The sequence below is a fragment of the Amycolatopsis sp. FBCC-B4732 genome, assembly GCF_023008405.1.
Lineage (GTDB): Bacteria > Actinomycetota > Actinomycetes > Mycobacteriales > Pseudonocardiaceae > Amycolatopsis > Amycolatopsis pretoriensis_A.
The window spans coordinates 2,836,982-2,854,495 of sequence record NZ_CP095376.1 but is presented as its reverse complement, the minus strand read 5'-3'; the positions used below and the strand labels follow the sequence as shown (position 1 = coordinate 2,854,495).

Sequence of the window (17,514 nt, the reverse complement as noted above, 5' to 3'; positions counted from 1 at the left end):
ACCAGGGAGCCCGTATGCTGCCCTCCAAGCTTTGGCGCGCGACCACCACCACGCTCGCCGCGATCCTGGTCCTTTCGGCCGCCGCGGTGCCCCCGGCCGGCGCCGCGCCACCCGTCGACCTCGCCGGCGCGCACTGGATCTGGTACCCCGAAGGCGACGCCCGCGTCTCGGCGCCCGCCGCCACCCGGTACTTCCGCACGACGTTCACCGTCCCGGCCGGCGCCGTCACCGACGCCCGGTTCGCCGTCACCGGCGACGACACCGCGGACGTCTGGCTCAACGGCACGCCGCTCGCTTCCTCCGCGCGCACCGCGGATTCCTGGCGGACGGCGCTGACCGTGGACCTGAAGCCGGCGCTCAAGCCCGGCGTCAACACCCTCGCCGTCGCCGCCCGCAACGCCGGCGGACCGGCGGGCCTGCTCGGGCGGCTGCGCGTCACCACCGGCTCGGGCACCACGGACGTGACCACCGGTGGCACCTGGAAGAGCGCGACCACCGCGGCGGAAGGCTGGGAACAGCCCGGTTTCGCCGACGGCGGCTGGGCCGCGGCCCAAGACCTCGGCGCCTACGGCACGGCACCGTGGGGCACCGGCGTCAGTACGCCGAACGGCTCGGACCAGACCCCGCTGTCGGTCGCGAGCGCCACGGTCGGGCAGCGGGTCAACCCGCTCGGCGTCGACCCGGCGCAGCCGCGGTTCGGCTGGAAACTGGGCTCTTCGGCACCGCAGCAACGGCAGTCCGCGTACCAGCTCGTGGTGTCCGCCGGCGGGACGGACGTCTGGGACAGCGGCCGCGTCACTTCCGCGCAGCAGGCCGACGTGGCCTACGGCGGTCCGGCGCTGGCGTCGCTCACGGCGTACACCTGGCGCGTCCGCGTCTGGGATGGCCAGGGCCGGCAGAGCGGCTGGAGCGCGGTGCAGCGCTTCGAAACCGCGTTGCGCGCGCCGTCGGCGGAATGGACCGGCGCGTTCCTCGGCCGCGCCACCGCGGGCCCGGACCTGGCCGGCGCGAACTGGATCTGGTACCCCGAAGGCGATCCGCTCGGCGGCGTGCCCCCGGCCACGCGGTTCTTCCGCAAGACCGTGGACCTCGCGGCGGCGCCCGGGAAGGCGACGCTCGTCGTGACCGGCGACGACACCGCGACCGTGTGGGTCAACGGCACGAAGGTGAGCGATTCCGCGCGAGTCACCGACTCGTGGAAGACAGCCGCCGTCGTCGACGTCGGCAGCCTCCTCACGGCGGGGTCCAACACGATCGCGATCAGCGCCGAGAACACCACGCAGAGCCCGGCCGGGCTGATCGCGAAGCTGACCGTCCCCAGTGGACCGGCCGTGAGCACCGACGGCTCGTGGAAGGCGAGCCAGACCGGCCCGGTCGGCTGGCAGCAGCGGACGTTCGACGACAGCTCGTGGACGGCGGCCCGCGCGCTGACTGCGTACGGCACCGGTCCGTGGGGCTCGAACGTCGCCGTCTCGGCGCCCTCTCCCCTGCTGCGCAAGAGCTTCACGGTCTCGAAGCCGGTGGCCAGCGCGCGGCTGCTGACCACCGCGCTCGGACTGCAGGAGACGCACCTCAACGGCGTCAAGGTCGGCGACGAGGTCCTCGCACCCGGCTGGACCGACTACGCGAAACGCGTCCAGTACCGGGTTTCCGACGTCACCGGGCAGATCCGGCCGGGCGAGAACGCGCTGGGCGCGATGCTGGGAAACGGCTGGTACTCCGGCAGCGTCGGCATCGCCGGCAGCCAGAAGTACGGCACCGAGCCGTGGTACTCGGCGCAGCTCGTGCTGACGTTCACCGACGGGACCAGCACGACGGTCGCGTCCGACGGCACCTGGAAGACCGCCGACGGCCCGATCCGCGCCGACGACCTCTACCAGGGCGAAACGTACGACGCCCGGCTCGCCCCGGCGGGCTGGGACCGGCCCGGCTTCGACGACCGCGGCTGGCTGGCACCCCGCCTGCGGTCCGGTGCGAAGCCGAACCTGGTGTCCCAAGTGGACAACGGCGTCACGGTCCAGCAGGAGTTCAAGCCGGTCGCGTGGACGCAGCCGAAGCCCGGCGTGTGGGTGGCCGACCTCGGCCAGAACTTCAGCGGCTGGAACCGGCTTTCGGTCACCGGAGCGGCGGGTACGACGGTGACCGTCCGGCACGCCGAAGTGCTCGACCCGGACGGCACGATCTACACGACGAACCTGCGCGCGGCGCAGGCGACCGACCGCTTCACCCTGGCGGGTACCGGGAGCGCGGAGACGTACGAGCCGCGGTTCACCGTGCACGGCTACCGGTACGTCGAGCTGACCGGCCTGCCGTCAGCGCCGACGGCCTCGACGTTGACCGGCCGCGCGATGTGGACGTCCGGCGCGCAGACCGGCACGTTCACGACGTCGAACGCGCTGGTCAACCAGCTGCAGCACAACATCCTGTGGGGTGAGCGGTCGAACATGCTGTCCGTCCCGAGCGACTGCCCGCAGCGCGACGAGCGGCTCGGCTGGACCGGCGACATCGGGATCTTCGCGGGTACGTCGACGTTCAACCTCGACGTCGCGAACTTCCTCGGCAAGTTCAGCGACGACCTGGTCGACGCGCAGCACGACGACGGCTCGTTCACCGACGTCGCCCCGGGTGTGCTGGGCGGCTCGGGCACGGCGGGCTGGGGCGACGCGGGCGTCATCGTGCCCTACACCCTGTGGCAGCGCTACGGCGACACCGGCGTGATCGACGCGCACTACGCGGCCATGGTCAAGTGGGTCGAGTACCTGTGCTCGACGTCCGGCGCGGACCTGATCCGCGACCACCAGACGTACGGGGACTGGCTCAACGTCGACGACAACACCGCGCAGGACCTGATTTCGACGGCGTTCTTCGCGTGGTCGTCGCGGCTGGTCTCCCGGATGGCGGAAGCCACCGGGCGCACGTCCGATGCGGCCAAGTACGGGACGCTCGCCGACCAGATCGGGGCGGCGTTCACCTCGCGCTTCTCGCAGGCCGACGGCACGGTGGGGTCCGGCTCCCAGGCCGGGTACGTCCTGGCGCTGGCGTTCGGGCTGCTCCCGGCGGCCCGCGTCCAGCCGGCGGCGGACAAGCTGGCCGCACGGGTGGCGGCGGCGAACGGACACCTCAGCGTCGGCTTCCTCGGCGTCGAGAACCTGCTGCCGGTGCTGGCCGCGCACGGCCACGCCGACGTCGCGTACCAGGTGCTGCTGCAGCCGGACTTCCCCGGCTGGGGTTACATGATCGGCCACGGCGCGACGACGATCTGGGAGCGCTGGGACGGCATCAAGCCGGACGGCACCTTCAACGACCCGGGCATGAACTCGTTCAACCACTACGGCCTCGGCTCGGTGGGCGACTTCCTGTACCGCTCGGTCGGCGGGCTGTCACCGGCGTCCCCGGGGTACGGGTCGCTGCTGGTGGCGCCCCGGCCGGGCGGTGGGTTGACGTCGGCGAAGTCGGCTTATGAGACACCGTACGGTGGCGCGGTCAGCGACTGGTCGGTGTCGGCCGGGAAGCTGACGCTGCGGGTGACTGTCCCGCCCGGGTCGTCGGCGACGGTCAAGGTCCCGACGTCGAACCCGGGCGCGGTGGCGGCCCCGGCGGAGGCGGTCCCGTCGGCGGCGGGGACCTACTTCGTGCCGGCGGGTTCGTACGTGTTCACCGCTCCCGCGTGACCGGCTGAAGCACCCGGGTGGCCTTCGGTGCGTTTGCCGCACCGAAGGCCACCCTTTCGCATGGGTGGATCTGCCCTGTAACAGGGGGCCTCTCCGAAGCGACCTACCGTGATTCAACGATGAGGTCAGCACCAGGAGGTCTACGTGGGTGGTGCGTTGTCTGACCTGCTGACGGTGGTGACGCCGACTTTCGCGGTGGTCGCAGGTACGGCAGCGGTCGCAGGGCAGGTGATCTGGCGACGACGCGATGTTCACGGCAGCGAGCTGAGCATCGAGCTTCGAGAGCAAGCCGCCAACAAGGTCTCGGAAGCGAAAGAAAAGGCAGAGCGGTGGACGCTCGAGCGCGAGGCCGCCGACGGCGAACGACACCACCGGCCAACCGACGGTGGCAGAGATGCCATCGATGGACAGCACCCCCAGGAAGTTCGGCTCAAAAGCGCTGCGGCCGAAATCGTCGTGAACGCCGCCGACGCGGCTTCTCGCGATGTCAACCGATACACGCGGTACGCCGATGAGGCGCTGACACGGTCGAAGATCGCGTTCTGGTTCAGTCTGACGCTGGGCGCCATCGGTTTTGCGACGATCCTGGCAGGCGCGGTCATGGCCTACTTCGCCAGCCTGGACACATCGATCGTGTCCGGAGTAGCCGGAGTCGTCAACACGTCCATCGCCGCCCTCCTCTACCAGCGGTCCGATGTCGCCGACAAACGCGCCAGCACCTGGTTCGAAAAGGCTGGCGACAACCTCAAAGAGAGTGACAATCTCCAGCGAGCACTCGACGTTCTGGAACTGCTGGACGACGCCGACTTGCGCAACCGGCTCATTGCGATGGCCGGAGCCAAGCAGCTTTTCCCGGCTGAGAACGCCAAGTCCCTCTCGGAAGTGATCGAGCTGAAGAAATAGGATTCAGCCGCCTTGGCGGGGCGGCACCGGCCGCACGGTGAACTTCAGGTGGAAGTTGTCCAGGGTTGCCGGGAGTGCGCGGCCCGGGGCCAGTACCGGGCCGGTCGTCTGCTCGAACGCGTGGTTGCGCAGCAGGTTCGCCAGCAGGGTGCTGACGCAGAACTGGACCAGGTCACGACCCGGGCAGATCGCCGGGCCCGCGCTGAACGGGACCAGGGCCGGGTTCGCCGCCGCGCGGCCGTCCAGCCAGATGTCCGGGGCGAAGCTGTCGGCGTAGGGGAGCTCCGGGTCGCGGTGGAAGAACGGCGTGTACACCAGGACCGTCGTCCCCGCCGGGCCCCACGGCGTCTCTTCGGTGCTCTCGCGCAGCAGCATCGGCGTCGTCGGCCACAGGCGGATCGCGTCCAGTGCGCACGCCCTCAGGTAGCTCGGCTGGTGCGGCTCCGCCGGGTCGATCCCGGCGATTTCCCCGCGGGCGCGATCGGCCGCCGCCGGGTGGGTGGACAGCAGGGCGAGGGTCCGGAAGGCCACCATGCCCGCGGCGTCGAAGGCGAACTGCCAGTGCGCCACCTGGTCGGCCGCCGTACCGTCGCCGGGCGTGGCGGCGACCGCCGCGGCCAGGCTGCCCGGCTCCGCTCGGCCGAGGTGGGCGGTCAGGCGTTCGTGGAACTCCGCGCGCACGCGCTTCCGCCGCGGGTGCGCGTACGCCCAGTTCGCGTCGAAGCGCAGCTTCTCCAGCAGGTCGGTGAGCGTTTCGTCGTCGTGGGCCCGCTCGCCGAGCACCACGCGCCGGACCAGCCGCCACCAAGCGACGTTGAAGGCGTCCCAGTTCAGCTCGCCCTCGTGGGTCACCTCGCCCAGCAGGACGGCGGTCTCGTCCGCGATCGCCCGGGCGAAGGGCCCGGCCAGCTCGTGCAGCGGACGGCCCGGCGCGGCTCGCGTTCCGCCGCGTCCGAGATCAGCAGGCCGTGCGGCTGGAAGTGCCGCAGCGCGGCCCGCTTCTCCACTGTGGACGGACTGAACGGCGTCGGCGCGACGGCCAGCAGCCCGCCGACGTCTTCGCCGGACAACGCCAGCTCCACCGACCGGCCGGGCACCCGCAGCTTCAGCGGCCGCCCGTCGTGGCGCTCGAGCAGGCGCCGCAACAGCTTCACGGCCGGGCGGTCGGCCTGCAGCTTCTCAACCAGCGCCATCGCCGGCGGGCGGCGCTTGATCACCCCGCCGACCAAAGTGGGCAGTGCCACACCGATGGCGACCTTGACCGTCTCGGCCACCGAAGCGGTGTCGATCTTCCCTCGGGTGGCGGACATGGCGCCCGGCTACCCTGGGCCGCCCCGCCGGAAACGCCGTCAGCCGCGCAGTGCGACGTTCAGCACGTCCCCAGCGTGGTCGAGGCAGTCCGCGCAGATCACCGCGTCCCGCGCGGCGCAGTCCACGCGCAGCAGCGGACGCCGCAGGCCGAGGAACGTCCGGCGCTCGCGACGGCCGCAGAAGTCGCAGACCGCGGCCAGCGGCGACGTCACCGCCGCCAGCACGTCACCCGCCGGAGTCCGGCGATCCGCGCCGTCACGGATCACCCGCAGGCCGGCCCGCACGCAGTCCAGGCAGATCGGCCCGGACCGGCCGGGGACCCGCGGGTCGCGGTTCCGGCCGCAGAACCGGCACGGCCGGCCGGCCCCGTTGCTCGCCGTCACGCCGCCTCCTTCACCGGTTTCGCCGCACGCACAGCCGGGAACTCCGGGCGCGACGCACCTTGACGGCCAACGCTACTCCGGCACGGCCGATCCGGGGCGACGGCGGACCCGGCTCACGCTCGGCCTGGTCCCGGCACGGACCTCCCGCCCGGGCGGCACGGCTTGAGCGGGCAGGAGGAACCCTTGTCGTCGTTGACGGTGCTGTTCGGTGTGGCCGGACTGCTCGCCCTCGCCGCCGCGATCGTCCCGAAACTCGTGGCCGACCGGCCGTTCTCGGTACCGCTGGTGATGCTGATCGCCGGGATCGTGCTGGGCCTGCTGCCGCTGCCGGCGCCCTACGGCAACGGCTGGAGCGATCCCGCCGCCCACCTGGAAGGCGTCGAATCCTTCACCCAGCTGGGTATCCTCGTCGCGCTCGCCGGGGCCGGCCTGTCCGTCGACCGCCGGTTCGGCCTGAAGCGCTGGGGCTCGACGTGGCGGCTGCTGGCCCTGACCATGCCGCTGTCGATCGCGGTGATCGCCGTGCTCGGGTACTGGTGGCTCGCGCTCGCCCCCGGGGTGGCGCTGCTGCTGGCCGCCGCGCTGGCGCCGACCGACCCGGTGCTGGCCGGGGACGTCGGCGTGCCGCACCCCGATGTCGAACCGGACCTGGCCAGGAACAACGAAATCCGCTTCACGCTGACCACGGAGGCCGGGCTCAACGACGGCCTGACCATGCCGTTCGTCCTGCTCGGCCTCGCCCTGGCGGGCAGCAGGCCGAACCTCGACTTCTCGTGGGTGCTGGTGGACCTCCTGCTGCCCGTGGCGATCGGCGTGCTGGTGGGGCTGCTCGCCGGGCGCGCGCTCGGCTGGGCGATCTTCCACACGTCGTCGGACCGGCTCCGGCTGGCCGAATACGGCGACGGACTGGTCCTGCTCGCGCTCGCCTTCCTGCCGTACGCGCTGGCGGAAGTGGCCCACGGCAACGGTTTCGCCGCCGTGTTCGTCGCGGCGGTCGTCGTCCGCAAGCTGGAGCGGGAACACGACTACCACGGCGTCCTGCACGCCTTCGGCCACCAGCTGGAGCGGCTCTTCGTCCCGCTCGCCCTGCTGGGGCTCGGGCTCGCCATCGGCGACGGGCTGCTGCGCGGCCTGCGCGTGCTCGAAGTGGTGATCGCCGTCACCGCGGTCCTGGTCGTGCGGCCGGTGATCGGCTGGCTCTCGCTGTTCGGCAGCTCCGCCGGGCGCCCGGCCACCGCGGCGATCGCGTTCTTCGGCGTCCGCGGCATCGGCACGCTCTACTACCTGGCCTACGCGCTCAACCGGCTCCCGGTGCCGCAGCAGGACGTGCTGTGGCGGGTGGGCGCGCTCGCCGTCGCCGTGTCGGTGCTGGTGCACGGCGTGGTCGCGGAACCGGCGATCCAGCGGATCGAACGGATGGGCGGCCACCTCCCGGCGACCTGATGTGTAGATCCGCGACGGCCGGGTAACCACTCGTCAAGGCCCTTTTGGCGACTGGCCGATCCGGAAATGTCGCCGCAACGGGAAGGTGCACCCCGATGAACGACAAGATCGAAAACAAGGGCGAAGAGCTCAAGGGCCGGGCCAAGGAAGCCGTCGGCGACGCCACGGGCAACGAGCAGTGGCAGGCCGAGGGCAAGTCCGACCAGGCCAAGGGCTCGCTGAAGCAGGCCGGCGAGAAGATCAAGGACGCCGTGAAGGGCGTCAAGGACAAGAACTGACCTGTCCTGCCGCTGCCGCACCCCGGGGTTTCCCGGGGTGCGGCAGCTTTTCGCGTTCGGGGACGACCATGTTCGACGGTTTCACGCTCGACCACATCGACGTCGGCGACGTGACCCTGCGGGTGCGCCACGGCGGTTCCGGCCCACCGGTCCTGCTGCTGCACGGGCACCCGCGCACGCACACGACGTGGCACCGCGTCGCCCCGCGGCTGGCGGAGCGGTTCACGGTGGTGTGCCCGGACACCCGCGGCTACGGCGAGTCCACGAAGCCGCCCACCGACGCCGGGCACACGCCGTACAGCAAGCGCGTCATGGCGGCCGACTGCGTCGCCGTGATGGAGCACTTCGGGCACTCCCGGTTCTTCGTGGCGGGCCACGACCGCGGCGCGTACGTGGCGACGCGGCTGGCGCTCGACCGCCCCACGGCGGTGCGCGGCGCGGCGATCTTGGACGCCGTCCCGATCGGTGAGGCCCTCGCCCGCTGCGACGCGCGGTTCGCGCGCGAGTGGTTCCACTGGTTCTTCTTCGCCCAGCCGGAAAAGCCCGAACGGGTGATCACCGCCGACCCCGACGCCTGGTACGACGTCGGCACCAAGAACACGCCCGAGCGGCTCGGCGAAGCGAACTTCGCCGACTTCCACCGTGCGATCCACAACCCGGCGACGGTCACTTCGATGCTCGAGGACTACCGCGCGGGCCTGGGCGTCGACCGCGCCCACGACGACGCGGACCAGGCCGCCGGGCGGCGGATCACCTGCCCGGCACTGGTGTTGTGGTCCAGCGACGACGACCTGGAAGACCTCTACGGCGACGTCCTGGATGTCTGGCACGGGTGGACGACCGACCTGCGCGGGCACGCTATCGAGTCCGGGCACCACATGGCCGAGGAGAACCCGGAAGCACTGGCCACCGCACTCGGCGACTTCTTCGGCGGGATCTAGCGTCGCGATTGTTCGGCAGCCGGGCCGAGCCGGGCCGCGGCCGACGAACCCCGGACGTGCGACGGCGGGATCTAGCGCACCCGGCGGGTCCCGTCACCGAGCGGTACCGTGCGGCCCGCCGCGTCGAGGCGTTCCAGCAGCGGGATCATCACCCGGCGGGTGCTGTCGAGCGCCTTGCGCGCCTCGGAAACCGTGAACGGGCGCGGAAGCCTGCTCAGCTCGGCCACCGCGCGGTCCTCCGCGTCCGGGCCGAGCACGACCCCTTCGGCGAGCGCTGTCAGCCGGCCGAGGCGGGTCGCCGCCGCCAATTCGCGTCGGCCGAGGCCGAGTGCGCGCAGTTCGTCCGCTTCCGGTGCGCGGAACGGGTGCTCGGCCAGCCGCTTCGCCACCGCTTCGAGGGCTTCCTCGACCGCCGGGGCGAACCCGGCGCCGGGGCGGCGGACCAGCCCGCCCGCGACCTCGAAGCCCGTCCCGCGCAGGACGGGGACGACCAGTTCGGGCGCGGGCAAGCCGAGTCGCTGCCGCAGCGCTTCCACCGGCACGCCCGCGGCGGTCCGGTCCCAGCCGCCCACGATCTCCGCCGCCTCCGCGCGCAACGCCGTGAACCGGTCCTGGTCCGCGCACCAGCCGCCCAGGCGCTCCCCCGTCTCGGGCAGGCCCATCGCGGTGAAGTCGTCCGCGCGGACGAAACCGTGGCGGCGCAGGTAACTCCCGGCGAGATCGGGGTCGGTCAGCTCGCGGCCGCGGTCCCGCGCGGCGCCGCGGCGCGACAACGGCGGCGGGCGGACGTCCAGGACGTCGAACCCGGCGGCGATCCGGTGCTCGCCCGGGTCGCGCACCAGGCCCCGGTCCCCCACGCGCAACGGCAGCGCGGTGGTCGTGGTGAGCCGTGCGGTGTCCGTCCCCAGTGGACGGACGCGCACCGGCCGCGCCACCGTTCCCAGGTGCAGCACGAGGTCCCGGTGCAGGTCGGCGGCCGCCGCGCCGCGCAGCCGCACGTCGAACTCGGCCGTGGTGCGCCACCGGCCGGGCGTCAGCAGGACGTCGCCGCGGCCGACGTCACCCCGCGGCGTGCCCCGGAGGTTCACCGCCACCCGAGCCACGGCGGTGACGGTCGTGCGCGGCTCCCCGAGCGCCTGCAGGCCGCGGACCTTCACCGGCGTCGCGCCCAGGTGCAGCTCGTCGCCGACGGCGATCGTCCCCGCGGCCAGGGTGCCCGTGACGACCGTGCCCGCCCCGGACACCGTGAAGGCGCGGTCGATCCACAACCGGACGTCGGCGGCCGGATCGGGTGCGGGCAGGCCGCCGGTCAGCTCGCCGATCGCCGTGCGCAGCTCGTCGAGACCCTCGCCCGTCCGGCCGCTGACGGCGACGCTCGGCACGGTGCCCAGGGACGTCCCGGCGATCTCGGCGAGCGCCGCCCCGGTGGCCGCGGCCGGATCGGCGCGGTCCGCCTTGGTCACCACCAGCAGGCCGCGGCGGACGCCGAACGCGGCCAGCGCGGCGAGGTGCTCGGCCGACTGCGGCATCCAGCCCTCGTCCGCGGCGACGACGAACAGCACGGCCGGCGCGGGTCCGGCCCCGGCCAGCATGTTGGGGACGAACCGTTCGTGGCCCGGCACGTCGACGAACGCGACGTCCTCGCCGCCGATCCGCGTCCACGCGAACCCGAGGTCGATGGTGAGCCCGCGGCGGCGCTCCTCGGCCCACCGGTCGGGCTCCATCCCGGTCAGCCGGCGGACCAGTGTGGACTTCCCGTGGTCGACGTGGCCGGCGGTGACGATCACCCGCATCGGCGCACGGCTTCCCGCAGCTTCGCGTCCTCGTCCGGGCGCACGGTCCGCAGGTCGAGCAGGCAGCGGTCGCGCACGACCCGGCCGACGACCGGCGGCTCGCCCGTCCGCAGGGCCGCCGCGTACCGCGCGGGCAGGCTGACCGCGGCACTGGGCAGCTCGACGCCGGGCGCGCCGCCGCCACCGACCGCCGCGGCCGATTCGACGGCTTCCGCGCCGACGTCACGCAGGCTCCGCGCCAAGGCTTCGGCACGGCGTCGCAGGTCCTCGACGGACGCTTCGAGCGCGGCGCGCACCGGGGGCACCGGGCCGCGCAGGGTCGCTTCGAGCGCGGCGAGGGTGAGCTTGTCGACGCGCAGGGCGCGGGCCGCGGGGTGCCGCCGCAGCCGTTCGATCACGTCCTCGTCGCCGAAGAGCAGCCCGGCCTGCGGGCCGCCCAGGAGCTTGTCCCCGCTCGCGGTGACGACCGCGGCGCCCGCCCGCAGCGCGGTCGCCACGTCCGGTTCGTCCGGCAGGAGCGGGTGCGGGGCGAGCAGGCCGGAGCCGATGTCCGCGACGACCGGTACGCCGAGTTTCGCCAGCTCTTCGAGCGGTGCTTCCGCCGTGAACCCGGTGATCCGGTAGTTCGACGGGTGGACCTTGAGCACGAAGCCGATGTCCGGGCCGAGCGCGGCGGCGTAGTCACCGGCCGTCGTCCGGTTCGTGGTGCCGACTTCCCGCAGCCGCGCGCCGGTCGACGCCAAGAGGTCGGGGATGCGGAAGCCGTCGCCGATCTCGACCAGCTCGCCGCGGCTGACGACGATCTCGCGGCCGGGGGCCATGGCGAGCGCGCAGAGCAGGAGGGCGGCCGCGTTGTTGTTGACGACGTGGACGGCGCCGGCGTCCGGCACGGCGGCGGCCAGCGCGGACAGCGCGCTCCGGCCGCGGCGGGCCCGGTCGCCGGTCGCGAGGTCGAACTCGACGTCGGTGGCGCCGCCGGCCGCGACGAGGGCGTCGAGCGCGGCCGCCGACAGCGGGGCGCGGCCGAGGTTGGTGTGCACGACGACGCCGGTCGCGTTGATCACCGGCCGCAGCGAAGAGGCACTCCCGGGCAGCCGCGCGAGCACGGTGGCGGTGACCTCGGCCGGGGCGAGTTCCCCCGCCCGCGCCGCCCGCTGGACGTCCTGGACGACGGATTTCACCAGGTCACGACCCAGTTCGGCGGCGGCTTCGGCGATCCCGGGCTCGGCCAGGAGCGCGTCGGTGCGCGGGATCGCGCGGCGGGGGTCAGGCATGGCGGAGGCGGACGGGAATCGAACCCGCCAGCGGCAGGACCTGCCGCTCGGCGATTTTGAAGATCGCGCCGGTCACCAGGCCGGATACGCCTCCCTGAACCATGGCAGCCATCCTGCCAAGGTCGCGGCGAGCGGGCACGATGAACCCGTGGGTTACCGACTGACGCAGTACGCGCACGGCGGCGGGTGCGCGTGCAAGATCCCGCCCGGCGAACTCGAAGCGGCCGTCCGCGGCCTCACCGGCGCCTCGCCCGTCGATCCGCCGGGCGAGCTGCTCGTCGGGCTGGACACCGGCGACGACGCGGCCGCGGTCCGGATTTCCGGGGACACCGCGCTCATCGCGACGACGGACTTCTTCACCCCGGTGGTCGACGACGCCTACGACTGGGGCCGGATCGCGGCGGCCAACGCGCTCTCCGACGTCTACGCCATGGGCGGGACGCCGGTGGTGGCGCTCAACCTGCTCGGCTGGCCGCGGGAGACGCTGCCGTTCGAGCTGGTCGCCGAAGTGCTGCGCGGCGGTCTGGACGTCTGCGGCGAGGCGGGCTGCCACCTCGCCGGCGGGCACAGCGTCGACGACCCGGAACCGAAGTACGGCCTGGCCGTGACCGGCATTGCGGATCCGGCGCGGCTGCTGCGCAACGACGCCGGGCGGGCCGGGCTGCCGCTGACGCTGACAAAGCCGCTCGGCGTCGGCGTGCTGAACTCGCGGCACAAGGCCACCGGGGAACGGTTCGAGCAGGCGATCGACGTGATGACGGCGTTGAACGCGCCGGCCTCCCGCGCGGCGCTGGCGGCCGGGGCCACGTGCGCCACCGACGTGACGGGGTTCGGCCTGCTGGGCCACCTGTTCAAGCTGGCGCGGGCCAGCGGCGTCACGGCCCGGCTGGACCCGGCGGCGGTGCCGTACCTCGACGGCGCGCGTTCGGCGCTGCGCGAGGGGTACGTCAGCGGCGGCACCCGGCGCAACCTCGACTGGGTCCGGCCGCACACGGACCTGTCGAGGGTGTCCGAGGACGAGGCGCTGCTGCTGGCGGACGCGCAGACGTCCGGCGGGCTGCTGGTCGCCGGGGAGCTGCCGGGGCACCCCGTGATCGGGGAGCTGGTCCCGCGCGGGGAGCACACGATCGTCGTCGGCTGAGTTTCGGGCCGGGCGCCGCGGGTACGCGACGAGCATGCCTGCACCGGACCGAACCAGCCTCGAACAGCACCTGGCCGAGACCGAGTACCCGTGCGGCCGCGACGAACTCCTCCGCCGAGCAGCCGCGGCCGGCGGCGGCGACTCGGTCCTCGGCTCACTGGGCGGCTTGCCGCAAAGTGACCGGTACGAGGACTTCGACGCCGTCTGGGAGGCGGTGTCGGCCAAGCACATCGGCGGGGCGCCGTAGCGTCAGCCGAGGCGCTCCACGGCGTCACGGGCGTCTTTGAGATCGACGCCGGTGCGTTCGCGGTAGACCTTGATCGCCTGGATCTTCCTGCCTTCACGCACCAGCGCGACGACCTCCGGCAGCGCCGGCTCCTCGACGGCCACCCCGAGCTTTTCGGCGATGGCGTCGAGCTTCCGCTCCACGCGCGCCAGCCGCCGGTCGACCCGCGTCAGCCGCCGGTCGGTGGCCGAGGTTCCCAGCGCGACGACCCCGGCCAGCACGGCGACACCGAGCAACACCATCCCGTAGTCCATGGCGGGACATGCTACTTCCGGAAATTGTCGGTGGTGGTGGCTAGGGTTCCGCCATGACCACATTGACTGACCGGCCGAAGACCGCGTTGCTCGTCGTCGACGTCCAGAACGGCGTGATGGCGTCGGCCCACGACCGCTCGTCCGTGCTCGCCAACATCGTGACCCTGGTGGAGAAAGCCCGCGCTTCCGGGACGGAGGTGGTGTGGGTGCAGCACACCAGCGACGAGCTGCCACGAGGCAGCGAAACGTGGGCTTATGTGCCGGAGCTGGTGCGGCGGGAGGCGGAACCGCTGGTGCACAAGGAATATGGGGACTCGTTCGAGGCGACGGATCTCGAGGCGGTGCTGGCCGAACGAGGGGTGGGTGCGCTGGTGGTGGCGGGAGCGCAGACGGACGCGTGCATCCGGTCGACGCTGCACGGGGCGCTCGCGCGGGGGTACGACGCAGCGCTGGTTTCGGACGCGCACACGACGGAGGACCTGTCGGCCTATGGTGCTCCGCCGCCGGGGCAGGTGATCGCCCACACGAACATGTACTGGGAGTACCAGACGGCGCCAGGCCGCACGGCGGGCACGATGACCACGGAGGAGGTGGAGTTCGGGGTGACCACGCCGGCTTGAGAGCCGCGATGCGCGGTGGCGGCTGGGGGCGGCAGGGCCTCGGGCCGCGAGGTCCGGCGGCGGGCCGAGGGCTCTGGGTGAGCCGAGCGCAGTGCGGCAGCGGGTTGCGGATTCCGGCCGATCCGCGCAGGCGAAGGCGCAACCGGAAAGCTCGTCGGCCAACGGTCGATTTCGCGCGCAGGTCCTCCGGCGCGCCTGCCGAGCCACGCCGGTTCGCTCGGCTGCTCCTGCCGCGTGAGGCGTAAGCGCGCTCCACCCTCGTCACCTCGATGTGGTAGTTCGCGTACCACTGCTGTTTCCAGCCATCGATCGCCGCCGCGTCGCGGTAGTACAGGACCGTCAGCTCGCGTCCGTGCTCGTCCATTGCCGCGTAGCCATCGACGTTCACGCACCACGCAAGTGGTCACGCAACGCCCGCGCGACGCGGGACATCAGCACGTCCGCCTCCGGCTGGATCGCCGCCGGTACACGGGATTCCGTCAGGGCCACCACACCGAACACGCCACCGTCCGCGTGCTCGACCACGCCGGCCTCGTGGCGCATGTTCAGCAGCGTTCCCGTTTTCGACGACCACTTCGCCGCGTCGGAGGCGAAGTCCGGGGTCAGGCGGTGGCGGATCACGTTGTTCGCCATCAGGTCGCGCACCCCCGCGGCCACCGTCGGGTCGATCTTCGAGGGGGTCCACAGCGCCTGTAACAGCTCCAGCACCGCCCGGGCGGACGCCGTGTTCGCGCGCGATACGTCGAGCTGCGCCAGGCGGTGGCCCTGGCCCGCCGTGCCCGCGCCGATCGCCAGGGCGTGGGCCAGGTCGGCTTCGGCCGCGTCGAAGCGCTCGGCCGGGGTGTCCACCAGGTCGCGCAGCTCGTGCCGGAGCGCGATCCCGCTCAGGCCCCAGCCGGTCAGCAGGGCCGCCACCTCGGCCGGCGGCGTCAGACCGAACAGGACATCGGCCGCCTGGCCGTCGCTGAGGCACGTGCTCAGGTACAGCAGGTCCTCGACGGCGATGCGGGCCGGGTGGCGGAAGCGGGTCACGCCGATCGGGCCGGGCGTGGTGACGCGGCCGGGTGGGACCTCCAGCTGGGTGGCGCCGTCGAGCTCGCCGCGGCGGATGCGCTCCAGGGTCGCCGCCGCCAGCGGGACCTTCACCAGGGACGCGATCGGGTACTCGCGATCCGGGTCGATCCCCACCTCGGCGCCCGACCGCAGGTCGCGCACCAGGAACGAGCCGCGCAGGCCGCCGTCGTTTAGTTCCGCCCGCAGGTCGCGGACCAGTGCTTCGGTGCTCACGACGCGGCTCCCAGGCAGCGTCCGACGGCTTCCCGCAGCACCGTGCGCAGCCGTTCGGCGTCTTCGCCCAGCGTGGCCGCGACGCCGAAGCCGCGCGCGAGGTCGAGTTCGCCGATCGGGCGCCAATGCAGCTCGAGGTCGGCGGCCTGCGCGACCGAGCAGACCAGCAGGTCCGCCGAGGCGAACACCTCCGCGGCCGCCGCGGTCAGCGAGCCGGCCACCGCGACCTGCGCCGGGGGCAGCCCGACGGCGTCGCGGACCCGCAGCACCCGGTCGCGGACGTGCGGGACGTCGTCCTCGGGCTGGATCCACACGCGCCGCCGCGGGCCGCCGGACCGGCCCGCCCGCAGCGTCTCCAGGTGCACGACCCGCGGTCCCGGCGGCGCCACCCCGGCGACGCCCAGCGGCACCGACCACACGCCCTCCTCGGCCGGGACGGCGGTGAGCGCGGCCCGCACCTCGCTCGTCCGGACGAGTTCGGCCCGCTCCCCCGGCTCCGCGGCGCGGAACTCCAGGTGGACGTCGAGCGCCCGGGCTTCGGCGGCCAGTTCGGCGAGCTCGCGCACCCCGCACGTGCCGGGCACGGCCACCCGCATCGGCCGCAGCCGCGCGCGACGGGCGTCGTGCTCCAGCGAGTCGGCCAGCCGGACGAGCCGCTGGGCCGACGGGAGCACGTCACGCCCGAACGCGGTCAGCCGGGCCCGGCGGGTGGAGCGGTCGAAGAGCCGCTCGCCGAAGTGCCGTTCGAGCGCCGCGATCCGCCGGCTCGCGACCGGCTGCGGGATGCGCGCGAGCGCCGCGCCCGCCGTGAAGCTGCCCGTCTCGCTCACGCTCACGAACGCCCTGCAGCCGCCGACCAGGTCCACGACCTCACTCTATGCGATTCCGGCATCGAACCGTGCGTTCGCGTCTTGGACAGCATGAGCGAACGCGGCGAGACTGCGGATGTCGATCAAGACCGGAAGGAAGCACCGTGCCGTTCCCCCACGTCCGGTGGGCCGCGCTCGCCGCGCTGGCCCTCGTCCCGCTCACCGCGTGCGCCGCCGAAACGCCGACCGTGACGCCGGCCCCGGCAGCGCCGTCGACCTCCTCGATCGCGGTGGCGCCCCAACCGGACTTCGCTCCGCTCGAACGCGAATTCGACGCCCGCCTCGGCGTGTACGCGATCGACACCGGCTCCGGCCGCGAGATCGCCCACCGGGCCGACGAGCGCTTCGGCTACGCGTCGACGCACAAGGCGTTTTCCGCCGCGGCCGTCCTCCAGCGCACGAGCATGGCGGGGCTGGCGAAGGTGCTGCCCTACACGAAGGCCGACGTCCAGCCGAACTCGCCGATCGGCGAAAAGCACACCGGGCTGTCCCTGCGCGACGCGATCGACGCGGCGTTGCGCTACAGCGACAACACCGCCGCCAACCTGCTGTTCCGCGAGCTCGGCGGCCCGGCCGGGCTGGCCGCGGTGTTGCGCGGGATCGGCGACACCACCACGCACGTCGACCGGATCGAGCCGGGCCTCAACGACCTGGCCCCGGGCGACGTCCGCGACACGAGCACCCCGCACGCGATGGCGGCCGACCTGCGCGCGTTCGCCGTCGGCACGGCGCTGCCCGCCGAGCAGCGGACCTTCTACACGGACACGATGCGCGCCAACCTCACGGGCAACGCGGTGATCCGCGCGGGCACCCCGGCCGGCTGGACGGTCGCCGACAAGACCGGGACCGGCGACTACGCGACGCGCAACGACATCGCGGTCGTCTGGCCGCCGGACCGCGCGCCGATCGTGCTGGTGGTGCTGTCCGACCGCAAGGCGAAGGACGCCAAGCCGGACGACCGCCTGCTCGCCCAGGCGGCGAAGCTGGTCCTCGACACCTACCGCTGAGGGGCCCGGAGAAGCTCATGAAAGGGTCGTTCACCGCACCGGCTCCCTGGCCC

At 73.1% G+C, this 17,514-nt stretch carries 15 protein-coding genes, 1 tRNA gene and 1 pseudogene; 9 read left to right on the top strand and 8 right to left on the bottom strand.

Annotation, left to right across the window (positions count from 1 at the left end):
* Positions 1-14: 14 nt before the first annotated feature.
* Together MUY14_RS12125 and MUY14_RS12120 are read left to right on the top strand one after the other, a co-directional pair.
* The gene (locus tag MUY14_RS12125; RefSeq protein ID WP_247023075.1) at positions 15-3,671 is read left to right on the top strand and encodes a family 78 glycoside hydrolase catalytic domain; all 3,657 of its coding nucleotides are present in this window, start codon (positions 15-17) and stop codon (positions 3,669-3,671) included.
* 156 nt (positions 3,672-3,827) lie between these two features.
* A complete protein-coding gene (locus MUY14_RS12120; RefSeq protein ID WP_247023074.1) occupies positions 3,828-4,574 on the top strand; it encodes a TRADD-N-associated membrane domain-containing protein in 747 nt (248 codons plus the stop codon).
* A 3-nt stretch (positions 4,575-4,577) separates the two neighbouring features.
* Here the strand turns inward: MUY14_RS12120 and MUY14_RS47270 are convergent.
* Together MUY14_RS47270 and MUY14_RS12110 are read right to left on the bottom strand one after the other, a co-directional pair.
* Positions 4,578-5,884, bottom strand: a pseudogene (locus tag MUY14_RS47270) (cytochrome P450).
* A gap of 39 nt (positions 5,885-5,923) precedes the next feature.
* The gene (locus MUY14_RS12110) at positions 5,924-6,268 is read right to left on the bottom strand and encodes a hypothetical protein (RefSeq protein WP_247023073.1); all 345 of its coding nucleotides are present in this window, start codon (positions 6,266-6,268) and stop codon (positions 5,924-5,926) included.
* 183 nt (positions 6,269-6,451) lie between these two features.
* On the opposite strand from MUY14_RS12110, the gene MUY14_RS12105 reads away from it, so the two are divergent.
* From MUY14_RS12105 to MUY14_RS12095, 3 genes are all read left to right on the top strand, one after another.
* Positions 6,452-7,711 (top strand): cation:proton antiporter, encoded by a 1,260-nt coding sequence (locus tag MUY14_RS12105; RefSeq protein WP_247023072.1) that lies wholly within the window; start codon positions 6,452-6,454, stop codon positions 7,709-7,711.
* A 95-nt stretch (positions 7,712-7,806) separates the two neighbouring features.
* A complete protein-coding gene (locus MUY14_RS12100; protein ID WP_247023071.1) occupies positions 7,807-7,989 on the top strand; it encodes a CsbD family protein in 183 nt (60 codons plus the stop codon).
* Positions 7,990-8,057: 68 nt separating this feature from the next.
* Positions 8,058-8,930, top strand: coding sequence for an alpha/beta fold hydrolase (locus MUY14_RS12095; RefSeq protein WP_247023070.1), 873 nt, complete (start codon positions 8,058-8,060; stop codon positions 8,928-8,930).
* Between the two features lie 71 nt (positions 8,931-9,001).
* Here MUY14_RS12095 and MUY14_RS12090 read toward each other — a convergent pair whose 3' ends face one another.
* The 3 genes from MUY14_RS12090 to MUY14_RS12080 form a co-directional block, all read right to left on the bottom strand.
* Positions 9,002-10,723 carry a SelB C-terminal domain-containing protein gene (locus tag MUY14_RS12090; protein WP_247023069.1) on the bottom strand — a complete coding sequence of 574 codons (1,722 nt, stop codon included), beginning with the start codon at positions 10,721-10,723 and terminating at the stop codon, positions 9,002-9,004.
* The gene (selA, locus tag MUY14_RS12085; protein ID WP_247023068.1) at positions 10,714-11,997 is read right to left on the bottom strand and encodes an L-seryl-tRNA(Sec) selenium transferase; all 1,284 of its coding nucleotides are present in this window, start codon (positions 11,995-11,997) and stop codon (positions 10,714-10,716) included. Before selA ends, MUY14_RS12090 begins: the two co-directional genes overlap by 10 nt.
* A tRNA-Sec gene (locus tag MUY14_RS12080) sits at positions 11,997-12,091 on the bottom strand. The genes selA and MUY14_RS12080 overlap by 1 nt, the downstream gene beginning before the upstream one ends.
* 54 nt (positions 12,092-12,145) lie before the next feature.
* On the opposite strand from MUY14_RS12080, the gene selD reads away from it, so the two are divergent.
* Positions 12,146-13,138, top strand: a complete 993-nt coding sequence (selD, locus tag MUY14_RS12075; RefSeq protein WP_247023067.1) for a selenide, water dikinase SelD — start codon at positions 12,146-12,148, stop codon at positions 13,136-13,138.
* A 34-nt stretch (positions 13,139-13,172) separates the two neighbouring features.
* Positions 13,173-13,385 carry a DUF2795 domain-containing protein gene (locus MUY14_RS12070; RefSeq protein ID WP_247023066.1) on the top strand — a complete coding sequence of 71 codons (213 nt, stop codon included), beginning with the start codon at positions 13,173-13,175 and terminating at the stop codon, positions 13,383-13,385.
* 2 nt (positions 13,386-13,387) lie between these two features.
* On the opposite strand, the gene MUY14_RS12065 is transcribed toward MUY14_RS12070, so the two are convergent.
* On the bottom strand, positions 13,388-13,678 hold the full coding sequence (locus tag MUY14_RS12065; protein WP_247023065.1) for a hypothetical protein: 291 nt from the start codon (positions 13,676-13,678) through the stop codon (positions 13,388-13,390).
* Positions 13,679-13,731: 53 nt separating this feature from the next.
* On the opposite strand from MUY14_RS12065, the gene MUY14_RS12060 reads away from it, so the two are divergent.
* Positions 13,732-14,298, top strand: coding sequence for an isochorismatase family protein (locus tag MUY14_RS12060; protein WP_247023064.1), 567 nt, complete (start codon positions 13,732-13,734; stop codon positions 14,296-14,298).
* Between the two features lie 384 nt (positions 14,299-14,682).
* Here MUY14_RS12060 and MUY14_RS12055 read toward each other — a convergent pair whose 3' ends face one another.
* Both MUY14_RS12055 and MUY14_RS12050 read right to left on the bottom strand, forming a co-directional pair.
* On the bottom strand, positions 14,683-15,585 hold the full coding sequence (locus tag MUY14_RS12055) for a serine hydrolase (RefSeq protein ID WP_247023063.1): 903 nt from the start codon (positions 15,583-15,585) through the stop codon (positions 14,683-14,685).
* A complete protein-coding gene (locus MUY14_RS12050) occupies positions 15,582-16,451 on the bottom strand; it encodes a LysR family transcriptional regulator (protein WP_247023062.1) in 870 nt (289 codons plus the stop codon). Before MUY14_RS12050 ends, MUY14_RS12055 begins: the two co-directional genes overlap by 4 nt.
* A gap of 107 nt (positions 16,452-16,558) precedes the next feature.
* Here MUY14_RS12050 and bla point away from each other — a divergent pair, with 107 nt between their 5' ends.
* Positions 16,559-17,461 carry a class A beta-lactamase gene (gene bla, locus MUY14_RS12045; RefSeq protein ID WP_247023061.1) on the top strand — a complete coding sequence of 301 codons (903 nt, stop codon included), beginning with the start codon at positions 16,559-16,561 and terminating at the stop codon, positions 17,459-17,461.
* The last annotated feature ends 53 nt before the right edge of the window (positions 17,462-17,514 follow it).

Coding starts and splice junctions, on each gene's coding strand:
- MUY14_RS12125 (WP_247023075.1), top strand. CDS start 15: ATGCTGCCCTCCAAGCTTTGGCGCGCGACCACCACCACGCTCGCCGCG.
- MUY14_RS12100 (WP_247023071.1), top strand. CDS start 7,807: ATGAACGACAAGATCGAAAACAAGGGCGAAGAGCTCAAGGGCCGGGCC.
- MUY14_RS12095 (WP_247023070.1), top strand. CDS start 8,058: ATGTTCGACGGTTTCACGCTCGACCACATCGACGTCGGCGACGTGACC.
- MUY14_RS12090 (WP_247023069.1), bottom strand. CDS start 10,723: ATGCGGGTGATCGTCACCGCCGGCCACGTCGACCACGGGAAGTCCACA.
- selA (WP_247023068.1), bottom strand. CDS start 11,997: ATGCCTGACCCCCGCCGCGCGATCCCGCGCACCGACGCGCTCCTGGCC.
- MUY14_RS12070 (WP_247023066.1), top strand. CDS start 13,173: ATGCCTGCACCGGACCGAACCAGCCTCGAACAGCACCTGGCCGAGACC.
- MUY14_RS12065 (WP_247023065.1), bottom strand. CDS start 13,678: ATGGACTACGGGATGGTGTTGCTCGGTGTCGCCGTGCTGGCCGGGGTC.
- MUY14_RS12060 (WP_247023064.1), top strand. CDS start 13,732: ATGACCACATTGACTGACCGGCCGAAGACCGCGTTGCTCGTCGTCGAC.